Origin of the sequence: Streptomyces sp. NBC_01463 (assembly GCA_036227345.1) — a bacterium.
Classification (GTDB): domain Bacteria; phylum Actinomycetota; class Actinomycetes; order Streptomycetales; family Streptomycetaceae; genus Streptomyces.
The window spans coordinates 4,616,694-4,638,653 of sequence record CP109468.1; the positions used below are offsets into that span (position 1 = coordinate 4,616,694).

Annotated in this window: 19 protein-coding genes and 2 pseudogenes; 12 read left to right on the forward strand and 9 right to left on the reverse strand. The window is 70.4% G+C overall.

From position 1 onward, the window contains the following. Positions 1 to 18: 18 nt before the first annotated feature. On the reverse strand, positions 19 to 1,680 hold the full coding sequence (locus OG521_20395) for a protein kinase (GenBank protein WUW23015.1): 1,662 nt from the start codon (positions 1,678 to 1,680) through the stop codon (positions 19 to 21). A gap of 295 nt (positions 1,681 to 1,975) precedes the next feature. Here OG521_20395 and OG521_20400 point away from each other — a divergent pair, with 295 nt between their 5' ends. Next, complete coding sequence (locus OG521_20400) at positions 1,976 to 3,622, forward strand: protein kinase (protein ID WUW23016.1); 1,647 nt, start codon at positions 1,976 to 1,978, stop codon at positions 3,620 to 3,622. 7 nt (positions 3,623 to 3,629) lie between these two features. On the opposite strand, the gene OG521_20405 is transcribed toward OG521_20400, so the two are convergent. From OG521_20405 to OG521_20415, 3 genes are all read right to left on the reverse strand, one after another. Further along, on the reverse strand, positions 3,630 to 4,613 hold the full coding sequence (locus OG521_20405) for a phosphotransferase (protein WUW23017.1): 984 nt from the start codon (positions 4,611 to 4,613) through the stop codon (positions 3,630 to 3,632). A gap of 63 nt (positions 4,614 to 4,676) precedes the next feature. After that, on the reverse strand, positions 4,677 to 5,105 hold the full coding sequence (locus OG521_20410; protein ID WUW23018.1) for a pyridoxamine 5'-phosphate oxidase family protein: 429 nt from the start codon (positions 5,103 to 5,105) through the stop codon (positions 4,677 to 4,679). 100 nt (positions 5,106 to 5,205) lie between these two features. Then, entirely contained in the window at positions 5,206 to 5,865 is a 660-nt protein-coding gene (locus OG521_20415; protein ID WUW23019.1) for a response regulator transcription factor, read from the reverse strand. A 339-nt stretch (positions 5,866 to 6,204) separates the two neighbouring features. Here OG521_20415 and pdhA point away from each other — a divergent pair, with 339 nt between their 5' ends. The 7 genes and pseudogenes from pdhA (at position 6,205) to OG521_20450 (ending at position 12,609) form a co-directional block, all read left to right on the forward strand. Continuing rightward, positions 6,205 to 7,368: a pyruvate dehydrogenase (acetyl-transferring) E1 component subunit alpha gene (gene pdhA / locus OG521_20420; protein WUW23020.1), complete on the forward strand. Its 1,164-nt coding sequence runs from the start codon at positions 6,205 to 6,207 to the stop codon at positions 7,366 to 7,368. 2 nt (positions 7,369 to 7,370) lie between these two features. Beyond that, entirely contained in the window at positions 7,371 to 8,351 is a 981-nt protein-coding gene (locus tag OG521_20425) for an alpha-ketoacid dehydrogenase subunit beta (protein WUW23021.1), read from the forward strand. 10 nt (positions 8,352 to 8,361) lie between these two features. Continuing rightward, a complete protein-coding gene (locus OG521_20430; GenBank protein WUW23022.1) occupies positions 8,362 to 9,792 on the forward strand; it encodes a 2-oxo acid dehydrogenase subunit E2 in 1,431 nt (476 codons plus the stop codon). A gap of 278 nt (positions 9,793 to 10,070) precedes the next feature. After that, positions 10,071 to 10,757, forward strand: a complete 687-nt coding sequence (locus OG521_20435) for a DUF4232 domain-containing protein (GenBank protein ID WUW23023.1) — start codon at positions 10,071 to 10,073, stop codon at positions 10,755 to 10,757. A gap of 170 nt (positions 10,758 to 10,927) precedes the next feature. Further along, a pseudogene (locus tag OG521_20440) lies at positions 10,928 to 11,104 on the forward strand (maleylpyruvate isomerase N-terminal domain-containing protein). Between the two features lie 46 nt (positions 11,105 to 11,150). Beyond that, positions 11,151 to 11,285 (forward strand): annotated as a pseudogene (locus OG521_20445) (DUF397 domain-containing protein). 139 nt (positions 11,286 to 11,424) lie between these two features. Next, complete coding sequence (locus OG521_20450; protein WUW23024.1) at positions 11,425 to 12,609, forward strand: esterase-like activity of phytase family protein; 1,185 nt, start codon at positions 11,425 to 11,427, stop codon at positions 12,607 to 12,609. 157 nt (positions 12,610 to 12,766) lie between these two features. Here OG521_20450 and OG521_20455 read toward each other — a convergent pair whose 3' ends face one another. The 3 genes from OG521_20455 to OG521_20465 all read right to left on the reverse strand — a co-directional run bounded on the left by OG521_20455 (position 12,767) and on the right by OG521_20465 (position 15,417). Beyond that, positions 12,767 to 13,561, reverse strand: a complete 795-nt coding sequence (locus tag OG521_20455; GenBank protein WUW23025.1) for a DUF4097 domain-containing protein — start codon at positions 13,559 to 13,561, stop codon at positions 12,767 to 12,769. A gap of 165 nt (positions 13,562 to 13,726) precedes the next feature. Continuing rightward, positions 13,727 to 14,275 (reverse strand): DUF1062 domain-containing protein, encoded by a 549-nt coding sequence (locus OG521_20460; protein ID WUW23026.1) that lies wholly within the window; start codon positions 14,273 to 14,275, stop codon positions 13,727 to 13,729. Between the two features lie 242 nt (positions 14,276 to 14,517). Continuing rightward, positions 14,518 to 15,417 (reverse strand): D-alanyl-D-alanine carboxypeptidase, encoded by a 900-nt coding sequence (locus tag OG521_20465; GenBank protein ID WUW23027.1) that lies wholly within the window; start codon positions 15,415 to 15,417, stop codon positions 14,518 to 14,520. Between the two features lie 203 nt (positions 15,418 to 15,620). Here OG521_20465 and OG521_20470 point away from each other — a divergent pair, with 203 nt between their 5' ends. Both OG521_20470 and OG521_20475 read left to right on the forward strand, forming a co-directional pair. Beyond that, positions 15,621 to 16,295, forward strand: a complete 675-nt coding sequence (locus tag OG521_20470; protein ID WUW23028.1) for a GntR family transcriptional regulator — start codon at positions 15,621 to 15,623, stop codon at positions 16,293 to 16,295. After that, the gene (locus tag OG521_20475) at positions 16,292 to 17,602 is read left to right on the forward strand and encodes an MFS transporter (protein ID WUW23029.1); all 1,311 of its coding nucleotides are present in this window, start codon (positions 16,292 to 16,294) and stop codon (positions 17,600 to 17,602) included. Before OG521_20470 ends, OG521_20475 begins: the two co-directional genes overlap by 4 nt. A 79-nt stretch (positions 17,603 to 17,681) precedes the next feature. Here the strand turns inward: OG521_20475 and OG521_20480 are convergent, their stop codons facing one another. After that, positions 17,682 to 18,506: a maleylpyruvate isomerase family mycothiol-dependent enzyme gene (locus tag OG521_20480; GenBank protein ID WUW23030.1), complete on the reverse strand. Its 825-nt coding sequence runs from the start codon at positions 18,504 to 18,506 to the stop codon at positions 17,682 to 17,684. A 180-nt stretch (positions 18,507 to 18,686) separates the two neighbouring features. Here OG521_20480 and OG521_20485 point away from each other — a divergent pair, with 180 nt between their 5' ends. Then, positions 18,687 to 19,487, forward strand: coding sequence for a carbon-nitrogen family hydrolase (locus OG521_20485; GenBank protein ID WUW23031.1), 801 nt, complete (start codon positions 18,687 to 18,689; stop codon positions 19,485 to 19,487). A gap of 75 nt (positions 19,488 to 19,562) precedes the next feature. Here the strand turns inward: OG521_20485 and OG521_20490 are convergent, their stop codons facing one another. Next, positions 19,563 to 20,054: an LURP-one-related family protein gene (locus OG521_20490; protein WUW23032.1), complete on the reverse strand. Its 492-nt coding sequence runs from the start codon at positions 20,052 to 20,054 to the stop codon at positions 19,563 to 19,565. A 64-nt stretch (positions 20,055 to 20,118) separates the two neighbouring features. Here OG521_20490 and OG521_20495 point away from each other — a divergent pair, with 64 nt between their 5' ends. After that, positions 20,119 to 21,930 carry a thioredoxin-like domain-containing protein gene (locus OG521_20495; protein ID WUW26746.1) on the forward strand — a complete coding sequence of 604 codons (1,812 nt, stop codon included), beginning with the start codon at positions 20,119 to 20,121 and terminating at the stop codon, positions 21,928 to 21,930. The last annotated feature ends 30 nt before the right edge of the window (positions 21,931 to 21,960 follow it).

The following is a 21,960-nucleotide window of genomic DNA, read 5'->3' on the forward strand; positions in this document are numbered from 1 at the left end:
CCCGGACCCCGTCCCCGGCTACGCCGGGTCGCCCGTGGCGATCCGCAGCTCGAAGTGGGCGCCCGTCTTGGGCACCGCGGTTCCGGACGTGGGGAACTGGTCGATGACCTGGTCCTCCGCGTACGCGTTCCCGGGAACCTTGATGATCTTGAGGGTCCAGCCGGCCGCGTCCGTGCAGGCACGCGCCGAGAGGATGTCCTTGTAGAGGAAGCTCGGGGCGTCGACCTTGTTCGGGTCGTCGTCGTCCTCGTACGCGTCCGTGCACTTCTCGGTTTCCATCGTCCGGTTCCGCTCCGGATCCTTGTGGCCACCGGCCGGGGACTCGCTCGACGAGGCCTCGGTGCCGCCCTTGCCCGGGTCGTCGTCACCGTCGCCGTTCAGCGCGAGCGCGGTGATCAGGCCGCCGATCGCGATCAGGGCGACCACGATCGAGCCCACGATCACGGGCATGTTCCGCCCGGAACCGCCGCCCGACGACCCGCTCTGTGTCTGTGTCTGCGGCGACATGGAGTACGGCGGCGGGGTCTGCTGCTGCATCGGCGACATCGCCGCCGGTGTCTGGTAGGCCGGAGCCGACTGCGGGTAGCCGTACGAAGGCGCCGGGGCGGGCGTCGGGGCGTACGGACCGGGCTGCTGCTGCGACTGGTACGGGCCAGGCTGGTACGGCGTCTGGACGTTGTGCGGCGCCGGGGTGGACTGGTCGACCGGCGGGAAGACGGCCGAACCGACGCCCGAGCCGCTGTTCGACGGTGCGCCCGCACCGCTGACGATCACGGGGGCGCCCGTCTGGCCGCCCGCGTTCAGCACGCGCGTGATCTCGTCCTGCATCGCGGCGGCGCTCGGGAAGCGCTCGTTCGGATTCTTCTTCAGGGCGCGGGCGACGAGCGCGTCCATCGCCGGGGTGATGGAGCGGTTGATGGTGGACGGGGCGACCGGCTCCTCCTGCACATGCGCGTACGCGATGGCGAGCGGCGAGTCCGCGTCGAACGGGATGCGGCCGGTCAGCAGCTGGAACAGCATGATGCCGACCGAGTACAGGTCGGACCGCGCGTCCACCCCACGGCCCAGGGCCTGTTCGGGGGAGAGGTACTGCGGGGTGCCGACGACCATGCCGGTCTGCGTCATCGACGTGACGCCCGACTGCATGGCGCGGGCGATGCCGAAGTCCATGACCTTCACGATGCCGCGCTTGGTCACCATCACGTTGCCGGGCTTGATGTCGCGGTGGACGAGCCCCATTTCGTGGCTGGTGTCCAGGGCGGCCAGCACGTCGGCCGTCACCTTGAGCGCCTTGTCGGCGGGCATCGCGCCGTAGGAGCGGATGTCGGCCTGGAGGACGGAGCCGAGCGGCTGCCCCTCGACGTACTCCATGACGATGTACGGCATCAGCGCGCCGCCGAGTTCGTCCTCGCCGGTGTCGAAGACGGAGACGATGTTGGTGTGCTGGAGCTTGGCGACCGCCTGCGCCTCGCGCCGGAAGCGCTCACGGAAGGACTGCTCGCGGCCCAGTTCCGTGTGGAGGGTCTTGATCGCGACCTGCCGGTCCAGCGCGGAGTCGTACGCCAGATAAACGGACGCCATCCCGCCCTCGCCCAGCAGGTCGCGGAGCTGGTAGCGGCCGCCGGCGACCGAACCGCCCGCGTAGCGACCCTGGGCACCCTGTGCGCCGTCCTGGCTCATGACTTGCTTCCCCCTAGGGCGCGCGATTCGCGCGAAGATCCGTATTACTGGCCAAGTCTGCCCGAGGGGTACGACACGTCAAGCCAGGTGCCCGTTCCGTGACCCTACGCACAAGAAGCGTCTCGGAAGCGTTACAGGAACCGCATGGAATTTGCGTGGTGGGCGCGCCAGCCGGTTGGATGGCCCGTCCCTCTCGGAAACGGTGTGTCCGACGGAGGCTGTAGCGTGACGTCGCAATGCAGCAAGGCACCGTGAGAACCCGCGGACGCGCGGACAGAAACGACGGCGAGGACTGATGGCACCCGAACCCGAAGCAAACGGCGGCGGAGTTCCGGATGGCACCGACTCCTGGGGCGTCGGCGGTGTGGTCGGTGACGGACGTTACCGGCTGACCGGCCGCCTCGGCCGGGGCGGCATGGCCGAGGTGTTCGCGGCCGAGGACGTCCGGCTGGGACGTACGGTCGCGGTGAAGCTGCTGCGTTCCGATCTTGCCGAGGATCCGGTCTCCAAGGCCCGGTTCACGCGTGAGGCGCAGTCGGTCGCCGGCCTCAACCACCATGCGGTCGTAGCGGTGTACGACTCCGGTGAGGACACCGTGGCCGGCCAGACCGTCCCGTACATCGTGATGGAGCTGGTCGAGGGCCGCACCATCCGTGACCTGCTGCTCAATGCCGAGGCGCCGCCCCCCGAGCAGGCGTTGATCATCGTCTCCGGGGTGCTGGAGGCGCTCGCCTACTCGCACCAGCACGGGATCGTGCACCGCGACATCAAGCCGGCGAACGTGATCATCACGCACTCCGGCGCGGTCAAGGTGATGGACTTCGGCATCGCCCGTGCGCTGCACGGCGCGCAGTCGACGATGACCCAGACCGGCATGGTCATGGGGACGCCGCAGTACCTCTCCCCCGAGCAGGCGCTGGGCAAGGCCGTCGACCACCGCTCCGACCTGTACGCCACCGGCTGTCTGCTGTACGAACTCCTCGCGCTGCGGCCCCCGTTCACGGGCGAAACGCCGCTTTCCGTTGTGTATCAGCACGTTCAGGACATTCCGGTCCCGCCGTCGGAGATCTCCGACGTGGTGCCGCCGGAGCTGGACGGGCTCGTGATGCGCTCGCTCGCGAAGGACCCGGACGACCGGTTCCAGAGCGCCGAGGAGATGCGCGGGCTCGTCCAGTACAGCCTGCAGATGCTCCAGGTGCAGGGCGGTCACACCGGTACGTGGAACACCGGCCCGGTCGCGCTGCACGAGGGCGCGGGCGGCACCCCGCCGCACGGCACGAGCGGCTCCACCCGCGCGATGGGGTACCAGCAGCACGGGGACACCTCGCAGGGCCCGATCCTGCCGCCGATGAACCCGGACGACGGCGGTTACGACGGCAGCACCCGGCAGGGCGGTGGCGGTCGCGGCAAGCTGTGGCTGTTCGTCGTGCTCGCGCTGATCGCGATCGGTGTGGGTGTGGCCTTCGCGGTCAACGCGGCGAAGGGCGGCGGCGAGAAGCCGAAGACGCCGGTCACCTCGACGTCCAGCTCCCCCTCCCCGACGAAGTCGTCGGCCTCGCCGACCGACGAGGAGACGACGCAGGACACCGAGCAGCCGGGCAACTCCACGGGTGATCAGCAGGAGACCCCCGAGCAGCCGTCGTACACCCCGTCGTACACCCCGAGCAAGACGGCCGACCCGTCGCCCACGACCTCTCCGACCGAGACGGACACGGAGGGGACGACCGAGGGCAACACGGGTACCAGCGAGGGCAACACGGGAACGAGCGAGGGCAACACCGGTACCAGCGAAGGCAACACGGGCACCAGCGAGGGCAACACCGGTACCAGCGAGGGCAGTACGGGAACGAGCGAGGGCACGGACGCCGGTGGCGCGGACGCGGGCGCAACGACCGGGACCGCCGCCGGAGCAGCCGCGGGCGCGGGCGGCACCACCCCGTAGCCCGTCCTCACCCCGTGAACGCCTCGCGCACCGCCTCGTATTCACGGGTCCACCAGACCGCCAGGGCCGACACCGCAGGGAACTGCGGGTCGGCCCTTCGGTCGTTCAGGCAGTAGCGCCACCGCAGTATCCAGAAGTCGTTGAGCCGCTCCCACCACACCCGGTGCACCGCCGCGGCCAGTTCGTCGGCCCCCGCGCCGGCCGCCCGCCGGTAGGCGCGCGCGTACGCCCGCACCTTGCCCAGTTCCAGTTCCCCGGCCGGCAGTACGAAGAAGATGACCGCGGCGCGCACCGCCTCCTCCGCGCGCGGCTGCACGCCGAGCCGGTCCCAGTCGAGGATCGCCACCGGGTCGGCGCCCCGGTAGAGGACGTTCAGCGGGTGGAAGTCGCCGTGCACCCAGCCGGTCGCCGGGCCGTCCGGGGCGGGCGGTCGGCGGTCGGCGTGCTGTTCCAGCAGGGTGCGCCGCTCCTGGAGCCGGTGTTCGGCCAGTTCGTCGAAGGAGTCCCGGGGCCGGCGGCGGCGCGCGGCGGTCAGTAACTCGTCGATCAGCGCGAAGGTGTCGGCCGGATCGGGGCTGGCATGCCCGGACCGGGTCCCGGCCCCCGCGTCCATCACCTGTTCCAGTCCCGTGTGTACGGCGCCGAGCAGCGCCCCGAGCCGCAGCGACTGGGCGAGGGTGAGCTGCGCGCCGGCCCGGTGCAGGCCGTCGACCCAGGGGTGCAGGGCGTAGCAGCGGCCGCCGATCTCGGTGACCGTGCCGCCCTCGGTGTCCTCCACGGGCGGGGCCACGGGCACACCGAGTGACTGGAGGCGCTGGGTGGCGCGGTGCTGGCGGACGATCGTGGCCCGGTCGCCCGTGGTGTCGTCCAGGTGGTGCTTGAGGAAGTACGAGCCGCGGGTGGTGGACACCCGGTAACCGTGGTTGAGCAGGCCCTGGGCGAGCGGCTTGCAGGTGAGCGGCTCGCCCGCGTCCGGGTAGCGGCGGAGCACCTCGCCGACCGGGGGAACAGGCGGGAATGTTACAGATGAGCGCGGCACTCGCCAGATGTTAGATCACGCTGCGTTGCGGATCTGCGGAGTTGCGTGGAAGTCCAGAGTGTGCACAGTGACGAAGTGCGGGTCGAGCCGGATGTAGGCCGGTTCGAAGGGCTCCCCGTTGACCTCGACGGGGGCGGGGCCGAAGTCCTTGCGCTGGGCGCAGGTCGGCTCGACGATGCGGGCGGGTCCGGTGAACTGCACGGACCACAGGTCGCGGCTGCCGGCCGAGGTGGCCGCGTTGTAGTTGTCCGCCCCGTACGCGACGACCGCGCCGTCGCAGGCCTCGTGGTAGCCGAGCCCGCTGTGCATGCGCAGGAAGACGCGGCCGTCCGTGACGATGTGCCGGGCCACCGTCAGGATCGGGAGGGCCCGCATGCTCGTCGCCAGGCGGCCGTAGGGGACCCGGCCGAGCAGTTCGATCGCGTGGAGTTCCTCGGAGGACATGCCTTCCACTGTCCGTCACCCGTGTGGACGGAATAAGAGGCCGGGGCCCCGGGTGGGCCGGGACCAAAGTCCTGAACCCGGCCCCTCGGGGGCGTGCCCCTCAGCGCTTCTCGGCCTGGAGCCGTGCCACATAGGCGGCGGCCTGCGAGCGGCGTTCCATGCCCAGCTTGGACAGCAGGCTGGAGACGTAGTTCTTGATCGTCTTCTCGGCGAGATGGAGCCGTTCGCCGATCACCCGGTTCGTCAGCCCCTCGCCGATCAGATCGAGGATCTTGCGTTCCTGATCGGTCAGGGCCGCGAGTTTGTCGTCGCCGCGGCCCTTCTTGCCGTCGCGCAGCCGCTCCAGCACCCGTGCGGTGGCCACCGGGTCGAGCAGCGATTTTCCGGCCGCCACGTCCCGTACCGCATTCAGCAGTTCATTGCCGCGGATCGCCTTGAGCACATATCCGGCGGCGCCCGCCATGATCGCGTCGAAAAGCGCCTCGTCGTCGGCGTACGAGGTCAGCATCAGACAGTTGATGGACTCGTCCTGGGAACGGATCTCGCGGCAGACCTCCACCCCGCTGCCGTCCGGCAGCCGTACGTCGAGGACGGCCACATCGGGCCGGGTCGCGGGGATGCGTACCAGCGCGTCCGCCGCCGTACCGGCCTCGCCGACCACCTCGATGTCGTCCTCGACCGAAAGCAGCTCATGGACTCCGCGGCGGACGACTTCGTGGTCATCCAGCAGAAAAACAGTGATTTTTCCTTCTTTGCGCACAAACGCAGTCTCACACACTCCCCTCTTCCCTGCCGCTGTCGGGCGGGATAACGTGCCGTTGTTCCGGCGGCCTGCAAGGCTGTTCCCAGTGCTGTGACCAGCGGGAGTTCCCGAATTCCTGGATTTACTTGGATATCCAAGCAAAATCGCAGGTCAGCAAGGGTTTCGCAGTTATGCGGCCCACTGGGTAACGTGCCTTTGACAGGGCGCTCGCCGGGGCACCTGTCACGCCTGTTCCCGGACCGAGCGGCACCCACCCCGTGCACGGGTACGGACACAGGCGAGCCGCACTGGTCTCCCGGCAGACCCCGGGGGCCGGACCGACGGAGGAGCACGCACGTGACCGTGGAGAGCACTGCTGCCGCGCGTAAACCGCGACGCAGCAGCAAGCGGACCAGCGCCGCGAAGACGCCCGCGAAGACGCAAGAGACTTCCGCGCCCGAGCTCGTACAGCTGCTGACGCCCGAGGGCGAGCGGATCGAGCACCCGGACTACTCGATCGACCTGACGGCGGACGAGCTGCGCGGTCTGTACCGGGACATGGTCCTGACCCGCCGCTTCGACGCCGAGGCCACCGCGCTGCAGCGTCAGGGCGAGCTGGGCCTGTGGGCCTCGCTGCTCGGCCAGGAGGCCGCGCAGATCGGTTCCGGCCGGGCCCTGCGCGACGACGACTACGTCTTCCCGACCTACCGCGAGCACGGTGTCGCCTGGTGCCGCGGGGTCGACCCGACCAATCTGCTCGGGATGTTCCGCGGTGTGAACCACGGCGGCTGGGACCCGAACACCAACAACTTCCACCTGTACACGATCGTCATCGGCTCGCAGACCCTGCACGCCACCGGTTACGCCATGGGTGTGGCCAAGGACGGCGCGGACTCGGCCGTGATCGCGTACTTCGGGGACGGCGCCTCCAGCCAGGGCGACGTCGCCGAGTCGTTCACCTTCTCCGCGGTCTACAACGCCCCGGTCGTGTTCTTCTGCCAGAACAACCAGTGGGCCATCTCCGAGCCGACCGAGAAGCAGACCCGGGTGCCGCTCTACCAGCGCGCCCAGGGCTTCGGCTTCCCCGGCGTCCGGGTCGACGGCAACGACGTGCTGGCCTGCCTGGCCGTCACCCGCTCCGCCCTGGAGCGCGCCCGCCGCGGCGAGGGCCCCACCCTCGTGGAGGCGTTCACCTACCGCATGGGCGCGCACACCACCTCCGACGACCCGACGAAGTACCGGGCCGACGAGGAGCGCGCCTCCTGGGAGGCCAAGGACCCGATCCTGCGCCTGCGCACCTACCTGGAGAAGGAGGGCGTCGCCGACGAGGCGTTCTTCACCGGTCTCGAGGAGGAGAGCGAGACCCTCGGCAAGCGCGTCCGCGAAGCGGTGCGGGCCATGCCCGACCCGGAGCGGCTGGCGATCTTCGACCACGCCTACGCCGACGGGAGCCCCCTCGTCGACGAGGAGCGCGCCCAGTTCGCCGCCTACCAGGCATCGTTCGCCGAGGAGGGCAAGTAGCCATGGCCGTGGAAAAGATGTCCATCGCGAAGGCGCTCAACGAGTCGCTGCGCAAGGCCCTCGACACCGACCCCAAGGTCCTCATCATGGGTGAGGACGTCGGAAAGCTGGGCGGTGTCTTCCGGATCACCGACGGGCTCCAGAAGGACTTCGGCGAGGACCGGGTCATCGACACCCCGCTCGCCGAGTCCGGCATCGTCGGCACGGCGATCGGTCTCGCCCTGCGCGGCTACCGGCCGGTCGTGGAGATCCAGTTCGACGGCTTCGTCTTCCCCGCGTACGACCAGATCGTCACGCAGCTCGCGAAGATGCACGCCCGCTCGCTCGGCAAGATCAAGCTGCCGGTCGTCGTGCGCATTCCGTACGGCGGCGGCATCGGCGCCGTGGAGCACCACTCCGAGTCGCCCGAGGCGCTGTTCGCGCACGTCGCGGGTCTGAAGGTGGTCTCCCCCTCGAACCCGTCGGACGCCTACTGGATGATGCAGCAGGCCGTCCAGAGCGACGACCCGATCATCTTCTTCGAGCCCAAGCGCCGCTACTGGGACAAGGGCGAGGTCGACACCGAGTCCATCCCCGGCCAGCTGCACCGCGCCTCCGTCGCCCGCACCGGCACGGACCTCACGCTCGTCGCGTACGGCCCGATGGTGAAGGTCTGCCTGGAGGCCGCCGCGGCCGCCCAGGAGGAGGGCAAGTCGATCGAGGTCGTGGACCTGCGCTCGATGTCCCCGATCGACTTCGACGCCATCCAGGCCTCGGTCGAGAAGACCCGCCGGCTCGTCGTGGTGCACGAGGCGCCGGTGTTCTACGGATCGGGTGCGGAGATCGCCGCCCGCATCACGGAGCGCTGCTTCTACCACCTGGAGGCACCCGTGCTGAGGGTCGGCGGCTACCACGTCCCGTACCCGCCGGCGCGGCTGGAGGACGAGTACCTGCCGGGTCTCGACCGCGTGCTCGACGCCGTCGACCGCTCGCTGGCGTACTGAGGACGGGGACGTGACAACGATGACCGACACTTCCAACGCTGCTCGCTTCCGTGAGTTCAAGATGCCCGACGTGGGCGAGGGACTGACCGAGGCCGAGATCCTCAAGTGGTTCGTCCAGCCCGGTGACACCGTCACCGACGGCCAGGTCGTCTGCGAGGTCGAGACGGCGAAGGCGGCCGTGGAGCTGCCGATCCCGTTCGACGGAGTGGTGCACGAGCTGCGCTTCCCCGAGGGCACGACCGTCGACGTCGGCCAGGTGATCATCGCCGTGGACGTGGCACCGGGTTCCGGTGACGCGGCCCCGGCGGCACCGGCCGCGCAGCCGGAGGCCGCGCCGGCACCCGCCGCTGTCGCGGAACCGGAGCCGGAGGCCGAGGCGCCCAAGGGGCGCCAGCCGGTCCTCGTCGGCTACGGCGTGGCCGAGTCCTCCACCAAGCGGCGCGCCCGCAAGGGCACGGAGGCGGCCCCCGCGGCCGCGGCTGCCGCGATCCAGGGCGAGATGAACGGCCACGGCACGGCCGCCATTCCCGAGGCCCGTCCGCTCGCCAAGCCGCCGGTCCGCAAGCTGGCCAAGGACCTGGGCATCGACCTGGCGACGGTCACCCCGACCGGCGAGGGCGGCGTCATCACCCGCGAGGACGTGCACGCGGCGGCGACGCCCGCGCCCGTCGTCGAGCCGGTGCGGACCGAGGCCCCGGTCGCGGCCCCGGCCGTGGCCCCCGCCCCGGTGGCGGCGGGTGCCCGCGAGACGCGCATCCCCGTCAAGGGCGTACGGAAGGCCATCGCGCAGGCGATGGTCGGCAGCGCGTTCACCGCGCCGCACGTCACGGAGTTCGTCACCGTGGACGTGACGCGCACGATGAAGCTCGTGGCGGAGCTCAAGGAGGACAAGGAGCTGGCCGGGGTGCGGGTCAACCCGCTCCTGATCGTCGCCAAGGCCCTCCTGGTCGCGATCAAGCGGAACCCCGAGGTCAACGCCGCCTGGGACGAGGCGAACCAGGAGATCGTGCAGAAGCACTACGTCAACCTGGGCATCGCCGCCGCGACCCCGCGCGGACTGATCGTGCCGAACATCAAGGACGCGCACGAGCAGACCCTGCCGCAGCTGGCGGCGTCCCTGGGCGAGCTGGTCGCCACGGCCCGCGAGGGCAAGACGTCCCCCGCGGCGATGGCGGGCGGCACGGTGACCATCACCAACGTCGGCGTCTTCGGCGTCGACACGGGTACGCCGATCCTGAACCCGGGCGAGTCCGCGATCCTCGCGGTCGGGGCGATCAAGCTCCAGCCCTGGGTCCACAAGGGCAAGGTGAAGCCCCGTCAGGTGACGACGCTGGCCCTGTCGTTCGACCACCGTCTGGTCGACGGCGAGCTCGGCTCGAAGGTCCTGGCGGACGTCGCCGCGATCCTGGAGCAGCCCAAGCGGCTGATCACCTGGGCGTAGCCCCCCGGCGGTACGTGTGTGAGGTGGGCCCGTGCGAGGTGTGCGCGGGCCCACTGCCATGTCCGCCGCCCGCCGGGCATAACGGCAGGTCAGGGGGCTCCTCCTCGCGCACCCACTGGTCCGTTCCGGCTCGGCGGGCTTGTAACAGGCATGTATTAGCCGGTGACCGGGCGGAACGGCCGAGCCGCTCAGGCCGCTCCTGTTGATCAGAAGCGCTCGCTGGTACCGACCCGTACCGAGTGGGCCGGTACTGACCAACCGATGCTGAGGACGAAACCATGCGCGCTCGTAAGCTCACCTTCGCGGCCCTGGCCCTCGCCGCCGGTCTCTCGCTCACGGCCTGCCAGAACGACGACGACGCCGCGGGCCAGGCCGACCCGTCGTCCGGGCAGTCCGCGTCCTCCGCTTCCTCCTCCGGCGGTGGCTCGGACTCGGGTGGTACGGACGAGGCCGGTGGCAAGGACTCATCCGCCCCGGACTCCGGCGGCTCTGCCTCCGGCGGTTCTTCCTCCGGCGGGAGCGGGAGCGGCTCCGAGGCCAAGAGTGGCAAGTGCACCACCGACGGGCTGAAGGTCACGGCGCAGAACACCTTCATCGACGGCGACCGCGAGGGCAGCATCGCGGTGGGGCTGACGAACACCAGCGGCGCGGACTGCGTGATCTCCGGGTTCGTGGGCGTCGACCTGAAGACGAACGCGGGGACCATCTCCGCCACGCGCAAGGGTGACCCCGGTGACCCGTACACCCTCAAGAACGGCAAGGAGATCGACTCCAACGTCAGCTACCCGCTCAACAAGACGGGTGGCTCCGGCATCACCATCACCGGCCTTGTGGTGACCCCGCCGAACGAGACGAAGTCGGTCACCCTCGACTGGCCGGGCGAGAGCTCGCTGCCCGCAGGGGACAGCGGCAACGGTGACCAGGTGCTGGTCGGCCCGATCGGCAGTGCCGGCCAGGGCGGCTGACCGGTACTGCCGCCCCGGCGGTACGTGTGTGAGGTGGGCCCGTGCGAGGTGTGCGCGGGCCCACTGCCGTGTCCGCCCGCCGTGCGGCGTAAATCCCCTGTCCGGCCGCCGGGTGACGGTGATAGACACCTGGAGTGGAAAAGACCCTGGAATTCTCCGACCTGCTGTGACTGATCGACGAGCGGTCAACTGCCTTCCGCGCGGCGGTCGCTGTCGCCCCCGACCTCGACGCTCAGGTGCCGACCTGCCCCGAGTGGACGCTGTTCGACCTGGTGCAGCACCTGGGCGAGGGGCGCCGCTCCTGGGCCGCGACCATCGCCGCCGGGCCCGACGCCGTCGCCAAGGCCGAGTGCGAGAACGCCCCGCAAGTCCAGCTACGGCGCGACGGCCAGTGAGTGCGTCGAGGTCGCCCGCAACGTCCCCCACGCCGTCGCCGTCCGTGACTCCAAGCGGCTGGACGGCCCCGTTCTCCTCCTCGCCCCCGCCGCGTGGGACGCCTTCCGGGAGACCCTGGGGCGACAGGCGTAGAACGTAGGCGCTCCGACCGGTCAACTCGGCTGCGGTGCAGGCCCGGTAACCGCCCAACCCTCACGTCACTCCGTTGCGTCACCCCATCACGCTTATGGGTGACTGCGAGCTGTAGGCGCACCGGGACAAGATCGCTTACATGAAATCTTCCTTGTTCCGCCGCGCCTCTCTCGCGGCATTGGTGCTGGTGACGACGGTGGCCCCCGCTGTGGCGGCCCAGTCGGACGGCGCCGCCGCGCGGTCGGAATCCGTTGTGAAGTCCCGCATCGGGGCGCAGGCCCGGTTGCTGGGCGAGAAGATCGTTCCGCACAAACTCGCCTTCCAGGGAACGACGGTCGGCGGTCTGTCCGGCCTCGACCGGAACCCCTGCACGGGTGAGTACGTCGCGATCAGCGACGACCGCTCTGTTCTTCAGCCCGCCCGTTTCTACACCGCGAAGATCGCAGTGGACGGCGCCGGGGTGCACTCCGTCGACTTCACCGGCACACACCCGTTCCGCCAGCCCGACGGTTCGGTCTACCCGCCGGCGAGCGCGGGGGACGGCAAGGCGGTGGACCCGGAGGAGGTGCGGGTGGACCCGCGCAGCTGCCGGTACTGGTGGGCCCAGGAGGGGGACCGGCCCAAGTCGGCGAGTGAACCGCTGATCCAGCCCTCCATCCAGTTCGCCGGCCGCCGCGGTGCCTACCGGGGACAACTGCCGCTGCCGGCCAACTACGAGAACACGATGACCGATCGGGGCCTGAGGCGGAACAAGGCCGTCGAGGCGATCACGTTCGGGGACGGGGACCGCGTGCTGACCAGCGCCGTCGAGGGCCCGCTGCTCCAGGACGGGCCGGAGCCGACCCTGGAACACGGCGCCCTGGTCCGCGTCACGCAGCAGAGCCGCAGGGGCGACGTGCTCGGGCAGTTCGCCTACCCGCTGGAGAAGATCTTCGCGGCGTCGGACCCGACCAGCCCGTGGGGGCCGGACACCGGGGTGTCCTCGATCCTCGCGTTCCCCGACGACCCCAGCCGCTATCTCGTGCTCGAACGCAGCTGGGTCGCGGGCTCCGGCTACAAGATCCGGCTCTACGACGCCACCACCCGGGGTGCGACCGACGTGCGGAACGTTGACTCGCTCGCCGGCCACCGGGTCCAGCCGATGCGGAAGAAGCTGATCGCGGACTTCGACGACCTGGGCCTGTCCACCGTCGACAACACCGAGGGCATGACGTGGGGCCCGGCCCTGCGGGGCGGCGAACGGTCGCTGGTCCTGGTCAGTGACGACAACTTCGCGGACGACGCGGTCACCCAGTTCGTCGCGCTGGGAATCCGCTCCAGCTGAGGAGCCGTGCTCACCGGGCCCGGTCCTACGTACAGGACCGGGCCCGGCGTGCTGGGAGCGCTCAAGTCTCCGGTGGGGGAAGGGCGTGAGGCCAACGCAGCGCGTTGTCGGAATACAGAAGGAAAATCTCGTGATGTCCTGGTCGGACAGATGCGCGCTAACCGCGTCGGGCCTCGGTATCGCCGTTGACGGTGCGCAGGCTCAGCCGGTGTGTGTGGTCCGAGGCGTCGGACGGGATGTTCGTGGTCGAGCGGCCGTTCACGGTCTGCGCGTCGGTCGCGTACGCGGGGGCGTCGGACGGCAGGGTCACGCGCACGGAGCCGTTGCGGGTCACGCCGTCGAGCGTGCCGGGCGAGGTGGCGCACCCCAGATCGACGTCGCCGTTGACCGTCTCCGCCTCGATACCGGCCCCCTTGAGGCCGGTCGCGCGGACGGACCCGTTCCGCGTCACGAGGTGCTGGCGGGCGTTCTTCGTGCCCGCGTCCTGCACGGTGACGTCGCCGTTGACGGTGCTCAGGCTCAGCGCGCCCCGCACATCGCTCACATCGATGCCGGCGTTGCGCGCCCGCACCGTGAGCGTGACGCCGCTCGGCACGCGTACGAGCGGCATGCCGCCGCAGTTCGCCTTCGCCCGGTCGTCGCCCTCGTCGCAGGGCAGGTCGAGGCTGTACGTGCCCCCGTCCCCGTCCCCATGGGCGAGAACTGCCTCGTCCACCGTCAGGTGGTCGTCGTCCGTCCCGACGACCCGGACGCCGCCCTGGGTGGTGATGACGAGCCGGCTCCCCTGCGTGAGGGAGGCGGTCCGGAACGCCCCGTCGGACGAGGTGTGCGCCGCCCCGGGCTGCGCCTGGTCCGCGCCGTCGTGCCCGCAGGCCGTCAGCACCAGCAGCGGAACCAGCGCGCACCCGGCCCGGACGGTGCGGCCCTTCGCTTCGTTCCACGATGAGGTCATGGGACGCGTATACCCCGGGAACGGGGGTCCACGAGGCGGGTGGGAGCCCCGCGGAGGGCGTCCGTGAGGACACACCCCGTGCGGGGGCCCGCCCGTACGAGCAGCCCGGCGGCCGGCGCCGGGAACGCCGGGGGCCGAGCCCGGGATGACCCGGCCCCCGACGCCTCACCGCTTCAGCAGGAAGCCGAAGTCGCCGGAGACCCGTCCGGTCAGGCGGACCGGTGAGACGAGTTTCCCCTCGGCGAGCAGGCGTTCCGTCTCGGCCCGCGAGAGGCCGGAACCGTCCGCGATCAGACGCAGCGGACGGACCGGTATCCGGGCCGCGAAGCGGACCGATACGTCGAGTGCTTCGCGGTCCGGGGCGTCCGGTTGGCCCGTGTCGAGGCGCCAGGCGTCGGTCCAGTCGAGGGCGATGCGGTTGCGGCGCCGCAGAACCGGGTCCTGGAGCAGCTCGGCCGTCAGGCCCGGATCGTTGTCGTGCATCCGGTCCAGCAGTTCGGGCCGGATGGAGCGCACGTGCGCCCGTTCCAGGACCGTGAGCTTGGTGGTCTCCCCGCACGTGGTGCAGAGCGCGAGGAGCCACGCGTCGAGGAGCTTGTGGTGGGCGTTGACGCGGAACTTGCCGTTCGCCCGGAAGCTCCCGGACGCGCACGAGTGGCACCGTCGCAGGACAAGAGGCAGGCAAGTGGGCATGACAACCCAGGTGTTGAGCACAGGGGTACACCGGTTTCAGTGAGAAGTCCGCAGCGGGAAGCAGCACGGCGCACAGAGCGCGACGCGCGACAGATCAGCAGTGGGATGTCTCAAACGGTGTACAACGGGACGCCTTTGCCTGGAGGACTCGGTCGGCAGCACCGTAGTGGCGCAACGCGGCGGCGTACCACCGGTTTTCGGCGAAACACAAAGAGGGGGCAGGGGCCTGTCCGCGGGCCCCAGCCCCCTCTTGCGTGTCGCGGTTACTTCTTGAAGCCGTAGTCCATGAGCTTCTTCGCGTCCGCCGTGCGGTTCGCCTCCGACGTGGACGTCAGGACCGTACCGATGACGGTCTTGCCCTTGCGGGTCGCCGCGAAGACCAGGCAGTACTTGGCCGTCGGGCCGGAGCCGGTCTTCACACCGATCGCGCCGCTGTAGGTGCCCAGCAGCTTGTTGGTGTTGGCCCACGACATGTAGCGGTAGCCGCCGCTCTTCGTCGTGACCTTCTGCTTCGTCGACTTCGTCTTCACGACCGTGCGGAACGTGGAGTACTTCATCGCGCTGCTCGCGAGCTTCGTCAGGTCGCGCGGGGTCGAGTAGTTGGACCCGTTCCCTATGCCGTCGAACGAGTCGAAGTGGGTGTTCTTCAGGCCGAGCGTCTTGGCCGTGCTGTTCATCTTGCCGATGAACGACTTCACCCGGGCCGCGCGCGTCGAGCCGGAGCCGAACTTGTCGGCCAGCGCGTACGCGGCGTCGCAGCCGGACGGCAGCATCAGGCCGTACAGCAGCTGACGGACCGATACCTTGTCGCCCACGATCAGGCGGGCCGAGGACGCGCCCTTGGAGACGATGTAGTCGCTGTAGGCCTTCTGGACCGTGACCTTGGAATCCAGGTTCAGGCCCTTCTGCGCCAGGACCACCCGGGCCGTCATGATCTTCGTGGTGGATCCGGTGGAGCGACGGGTGTCCGCGGCCTTGGTGAACAGGGTCTTCCCGGTGCCGTTGTTCATCACGAAGCCGCCCTTGGCGACGATCTTCGGAGTCGGCGGCGTGGCGGCCTGGGCCGTGGTGGCGAAGGCACCGCCCGCCATGACGGCACCTGCGGTGAGGGCTACGGTGGCGGTGGCCGATACGCGCCTTATGCCCTTAATGCCGAGTTTCAAGTTGAACGCTCCAAATGCCCCTGGAATGCGGCCACATGAGGGTGCCGCGCATCTGTGAGACGTATGGGGTCGATGAATGGTTGTGGCGGGGCCGGGTGATTTTTCACGACATACGGGAGGGGCTCTCACTGCACGCGAAAGGGGTGGCGTCCGGATCGTGGAACGGGTCCGCCTTGCGTGCATGTTGTATCTATGCTGTGTGCATGCCTGCCCCCGCCGCGTCCCCCGTCCGTCCTCCCGTGAAGCGGCCCCCCGCCGCCGAGCGCGTCTACACCCACATCAAGGACGCGGTCCTGGACCGCCGCTACGAGGGCGGGACGCTCCTGACCGAGGGCGACCTCGCCGAGGCCGTGGGGGTCTCCCGCACGCCGGTGCGCGAGGCGCTGCTGCGGCTGGAGGTCGAGGGGCTGATCAAGCTCTATCCGAAGAAGGGCGCCCTGGTGCTCGCCGTATCCGCCCAGGAGATCGCGGACGTCGTGGAGACCCGGCTGCTGGTCGAGGAGTTCGCCGTGCGCAAGGCGGTGCCGGCGTCGGCGAAGCTGATCGCCCGGCTGGAGGAGCTCCTGGAGGAGCAGCGGCAGATGTCGGACGCCGGTGACCTGGCCGCCGTCTCCGTGAAGGACCGCTGTTTCCACGCCGAGATCGTCCGGCACGCGGGCAACGAGATCCTTTCGCGCCTCTACGACCAGCTGCGCGACCGGCAGCTGCGGATGGGCGTCGCCGTCATGGAGTCCCACCCGGGCAGGATCGCCGCCAACATCACCGAGCACGGTGAGCTGCTGGAGGCCATCAGGTCCGGCGACGCGGACGGTGCCGCGCAGGTCGTGCGGCGTCACGTCAGCCGGGTCAAGGTGCTGGTGCGGGGTGAGGACCGGTGAGCTCCGCCGCCGCCCCCACCCTGTCCCTGCCCGGTGATCCGCCCGGCGGCCGGCGTGCCGCCTGGGTCTGGGGCATCGGTGTCGCCGTCTACTTCGTCGCCATCATCTTCCGCACCAGCCTGGGTGTCGCCGGGCTCGACGCGGCCGAGCGCTTCGACGTCAACGCCTCGGCGCTCTCCACCTTCTCGATCCTCCAGCTCCTCGTCTACGCGGGCATGCAGATACCTGTCGGCCTGATGGTCGACCGGCTCGGCACCAAGAGGGTGCTGGCCATCGGGGCCGTCCTGTTCACCCTCGGGCAGCTCGGTTTCGCGCTCTCCCCCTCGTACGGCACCGCGCTGGCCTCCCGCGCCCTGCTGGGCTGCGGCGACGCGATGACGTTCATCAGCGTGCTGCGGCTGGGGGCGCGCTGGTTCCCGGCCCGGCGCGGTCCGCTGATCGGGCAGGTCGCCGCCCTCTTCGGGATGGCGGGCAACCTCGTCTCGACGCTGGTCATCGCCCGGTCGCTGCACGGCCTCGGCTGGACCACGACCTTCGTCGGCAGCTCGCTGGCCGGGGTGCTGGTCCTGGTGCTGCTCCTGCTCTTCCTGAAGGACCACCCCGAGGGGTTCGCGCCGCCGCCCGCCGAGCACGCCGGAGCGACGTACGTACGCAAGCAGATCGCCGCCGCCTGGCGGGAGCCCGGCACCCGGCTCGGGATGTGGGTGCACTTCACGACTCAGTTCCCGGCCATGGTGTTCCTGCTGCTGTGGGGCATGCCGTTCCTGGTCGAGGACCAGGGGCTGAGCCGGGGGACGGCGGGGGAGCTGCTCACCCTGGTGGTGCTCTCCAACATGGCCGTCGGCCTCGTCTACGGGCAGGTCATCGCCCGCCATCACGCGGCCCGCATCCCGCTCGCGCTGGGCACGGTCGCGATGACGGCGCTGCTGTGGGCGTCGGTGATCCTGCACCCCGGGGACCACGCGCCGATGTGGCTGCTGGTCACCCTCTGCCTGGTGCTCGGTGCCTGCGGACCCGCGTCGATGATCGGCTTCGACTTCGCCCGCCCGGCCAACCCGCCGCAGCGCCAGGGCACCGCGTCCGGCATCGTCAACATGGGCGGCTTCGTCGCCTCGATGACCACCCTGTTCGCCGTCGGCGCGCTGCTGGACGCGACCGGTGACAACTACCGCGTCGCGTTCTCCTCGGTCTTCGTCCTGGAGACGCTCGGCGTCGTGCAGATCCTGCGGCTGCGGCTGAAGGCCGCGCACCGGGAGCGCGAGCACCATGTGATCAGCCGGGTGGAAGCCGTGCACGTCCCCGCCTGATCAAGGGCCGGAAACGGCGGTGCGCCCGTCCCCCCTGCGGGGCGGGCGCACCGGCTGCCGTGGCGAGGGCGGGCGTCGGCTACGGGGTGATGGCGAAGTTCTGCAGGATGGCGGCGGCCAGGTCCTGGTCGCCCTCGGACTTGATCCGGTCCGCCACCGCGCCCGGCCGCACCCGCCCGCAGGCGAGCCGGACGTACGTCTCCCAGTCCATCGCCAGCGTGACGGCCGGGCCCAGCGACGGTGCGCCGTCCACCGAACCGCGGCCCTCCGCGTCGACCCTGACGGTGCGCAGGAACTCCACCGGACCGTGCACATCCAGCACGACCGCCGAGTTGGGCGGTGCGCCCGCGTCCTTGGCCACGACCTTCGGCAGTGCCAGGAGCAGTGTGTCCCGGACGATCGCGGCGCCCGGCGAGTCCAGGTTGCCGGGCTTCCCCAGCGTCGTACGCAGGTCCTGCTCATGGACCCAGACGTCGAAGGCGCGCATCCTCAGCGCCAGTTCGAGGGTCTGCTCCGCGCCGAGCGGCGCCCGCGTCATGGTCTCCGGGTCACGCGTCTCGTTGCGCAGCTGACGGGACCGGCGGATGATCGTGTACTCCAGCTCGGAGGTCATCTCCGGTGCGGTGTGGTGGCGCCGCACGTCCACCTGCATCTCCATGTACCGGGCCATGTCGCTCTGCACGTGGTAGAGATCGCGCGGAAGGGTGTGGATGGGGCGCGGATCGCCGAGCTGCTCGCACTCCATGCCGATGACGTGCGACACGATGTCGCGCACCGACCAGTTGGGGCAGGGCGTACGGCCGTTCCACTCCCCCTCGGTGAGCGGGCTCACCAGCTCGGCTATCGACTCGATGGAGTGGGTCCAGGCGTCGGCGTAGGTCTGGAGGCTGGGATGGACGGTCACGGGACCCCTCGTGCGGTTCTGTGCATGGGCTGGAGAACTGGGCGCGGTCGGCGGGCTGCGGGCGGCGAGCGGCGATGAGGTTCGGTGGCTAAGTTACGCTGCGAGCAGGCACCCCGGCAGTGCTTTCGTGTGACGATCGTAGGCCCGTGTTGACGGCTCGAATGCCAGGACGGTGGTAGTGTGCGCGCCTCCCTCATCCAGATCGCAGTAGACCCGGACGAATCCGTCAATTCCCGTAGGGAACGCGCGGCTTCACTGATCGCGGCCCAGCAGGGCGCGGATCTGGTGGTTCTCCCCGAACTCTGGCCGGTCGGAGCCTTCGCCTACCAGGCCTTCGAGGACGAGGCCGAGCCGCTGCGGGGCCCCACCCACGAGGTGATGGCCAAGGCCGCCGCCGATGCGGGCGTCTGGCTGCACGCGGGCTCCTTCGTCGAACGGGATTCCGACGGCACCCTCTACAACACCACGCTCGTCTTCACGCCCGAGGGCGAGCGGGCGGCCTCGTACCGCAAGATCCACCGCTTCGGTTTCGACAAGGGTGAGGCGGTGATGATGGGTGCCGGCGATGAGCTGGTGACCGTCGCCCTGCCGCAGACCACGCTCGGCCTCGCCACCTGCTACGACCTGCGCTTCCCCGAGATGTTCCGCGGCCTGGTCGACGCGGGCGCCGAGGTCCTGGTCGTCGCGGCCGGCTGGCCGGAGCGCCGCCGCGCCCACTGGACGCTGCTCGCCCAGGCCCGGGCCGTCGAGAACCAGGCCTACGTCCTGGCCGTCGGCTGCTCCGGCACCCACTCCGGGGTCCCGCAGGCGGGGCACAGCATCGTCGTCGACCCCTGGGGCGAGGTGCTCGCGCAGGCGGGTCCGGACGAGGAGGTGCTGAGCGTGGAGTTCGACCCGGCGAAGGTCGCCGCCACCCGGGAGCAGTTCCCCGCGCTCAAGGACCGCCGGCTGGGGCTGGCCGCGCCGACGGACCTCGTGTAGCCGAGGGCTGTCGCGCCGGCCCTCTTCGTACGGAGACCCGGTGCCTGTTTCACGTGAAACAGGCACCGCCGGGGCTCACCCCTCGTGCTCCTTCTCCGCGAGCACGATCACGCACACCGCCACCGCGATCAGCAGACCCGCGTCGGCGTCCTCGCGCACGATGTCGATCCCGTAGGTGTCCCGGACGGTCAGCCAGCGGCGCGAGATCTGGGCCAGCAGCTCCCCGTCGTAGTCGACCGCGAACTCACGGTCCAGGATCTTGCCGCTGACATCGAGCTCGGTCCCGTCCACCAGCGTCACCCGGTAGTGGTTGCGCAGCAGCGACAGCCGCTTCCGCTTGACCTTCGCCAGCTGCTCGCCGTCCCGCTCGATGAGCATCGTGTCGCGCAGGCTGAGGAGCTTCTGCTTGATCTCGACGACGATCCGGCCCTGCGCGTCCTTCAGCTCGAAGGTGTCGCGCACCCGCATGGCCTTGCCGTCGACGAGGAAGACCTTGCGGCCGTCCGCGTCCTCGATCCAGTAGTCGTCACCGATGCCGAACAGTCGCTCACGTACGAGAAGTCTCATGGCTCACAGGTTCCCCGAGCCCTCCGCGGAATGCGTGGACGCCACGGTGATGTTGACTGTTCACATGGCAACACGTGCACGCGTCAGGGCCCCCGAACTGATCGGAAAGGGCGGCTGGCTCAATACGGGAGACCAGCAGTACACCCTCGCTGACCTGCGGGGGCGCATTGTGATCTTGGACTTTTGGACCTTCTGCTGTGTGAACTGTCTGCATGTCCTCGATGAGCTGCGCGAGCTGGAGGAGAAGCACCGCGACACCGTGGTGATCATCGGTGTCCACTCGCCGAAGTTCGTCCACGAGGCGGAGCACCAGGCCGTCGTCGACGCCGTCGAGCGGTACGGGGTGCACCACCCGGTGCTCGACGACCCCGAGCTCGCGACCTGGAAGCAGTACGCCGTCCGCGCCTGGCCGACCCTCGTCGTGGTGGACCCCGAGGGCTATGTCGTCGCCCAGCACGCCGGCGAGGGCCACGCCCACGCCCTCGCGCAGCTCGTCGACGAGCTGGAGACCGAGCATGCGGCGAAGGGTACGCTGCGCCGCGGCGACGGGCCCTATGTGGCGCCCGAGCCGGTGGCCACGCATCTGCGGTTCCCGGGGAAGGCCCTGCTCCTGGCCGACGGCGGCTTCCTGGTCTCCGACACCACCCGGCACCGTCTGGTCGAGCTGGACGCGGACGGCGAGAGCGTCCGCCGCCACTTCGGGTCGGGCGAGCGCGGGCTCGCGGACGGCGGGCCCGACGACGTCAGGTTCAGCGAGCCCCAGGGGCTGGCGCTGCTGCCCGACGGGCGGATCGCCGTCGCCGACACGGTGAACCACGCGATCCGCGCGCTCGACCTCACGACCGGCGAGACGACGACCCTCGCCGGAACCGGGCGCCAGTGGTGGCAGGGGGCACCCACCAGCGGCGCGGGCCGCGAGACCGACCTCTCCTCGCCGTGGGACGTCGCCTGGTTCGAAGGGCGGCTGTGGATCGCCATGGCGGGCGTGCACCAGCTGTGGACGTACGACCCGGAGAGCGGCACCGTGCGCGTCGCCGCCGGCACCACGAACGAAGGGTTGGTCGACGGTCCCGGCCCGGAGGCGTGGTTCGCCCAGCCCTCCGGGCTCGCGGCGACCGAGGACCGGCTCTGGGTCGCCGACTCCGAGACGTCCGCGCTGCGCTACGTCGACCGGGACGGCGCCGTGCACACCGCCGTCGGCACCGGACTCTTCGACTTCGGCCACCGCGACGGCGCCGCCGGCCAGGCGCTGCTCCAGCACCCACTGGGCGTCACCGCGCTGCCGGACGGGTCCGTCGCCGTCTGCGACACGTACAACCACGCCCTGCGCCGTTACGACCCGGCGAACGGTGAGGTCACCACGCTGGCCACGGACCTGCGCGAGCCGAGCGACGCCGTGCTGGTGGACGGCGACCTCGTGGTCGTCGAGTCCGCCCGGCACCGGCTGACGCGTCTCCGGCTGCCCGAGGAGGCGGTACGGGTCGCGGACCAGGCCCACCGCACCCAGCGCGTCGCCACCGAGATCGCCCCCGGCGCGCTCCGGCTCGACGTCGTCTTCCAGGCGCCCGCCGGCCAGAAGCTCGACACCCGCTACGGGCCCTCGACCCGGCTGCTGGTCTCCTCGACCCCGCCCGGGCTGCTGGCCGGGGGCGAAGGGGCGGGCACCGACCTGTTCCGCGAACTGGTCCTCGCCGACGGCGTCACCGAGGGCGTCCTGCACGTCTCGGCGATGGCCGCGTCCTGCGACGACGACCCGGCGAACGAGTACCCGGCCTGCCACGTCCACCAGCAGGACTGGGGCGTCCCCGTCCGGGTGACGGCCGAGGGGACGTCACGACTGCCCCTGGTGCTCGCCGGCATGGACGAACAGGGCTGAGAGGAGGAGCCGGGCGGTACGGCGGAGGGC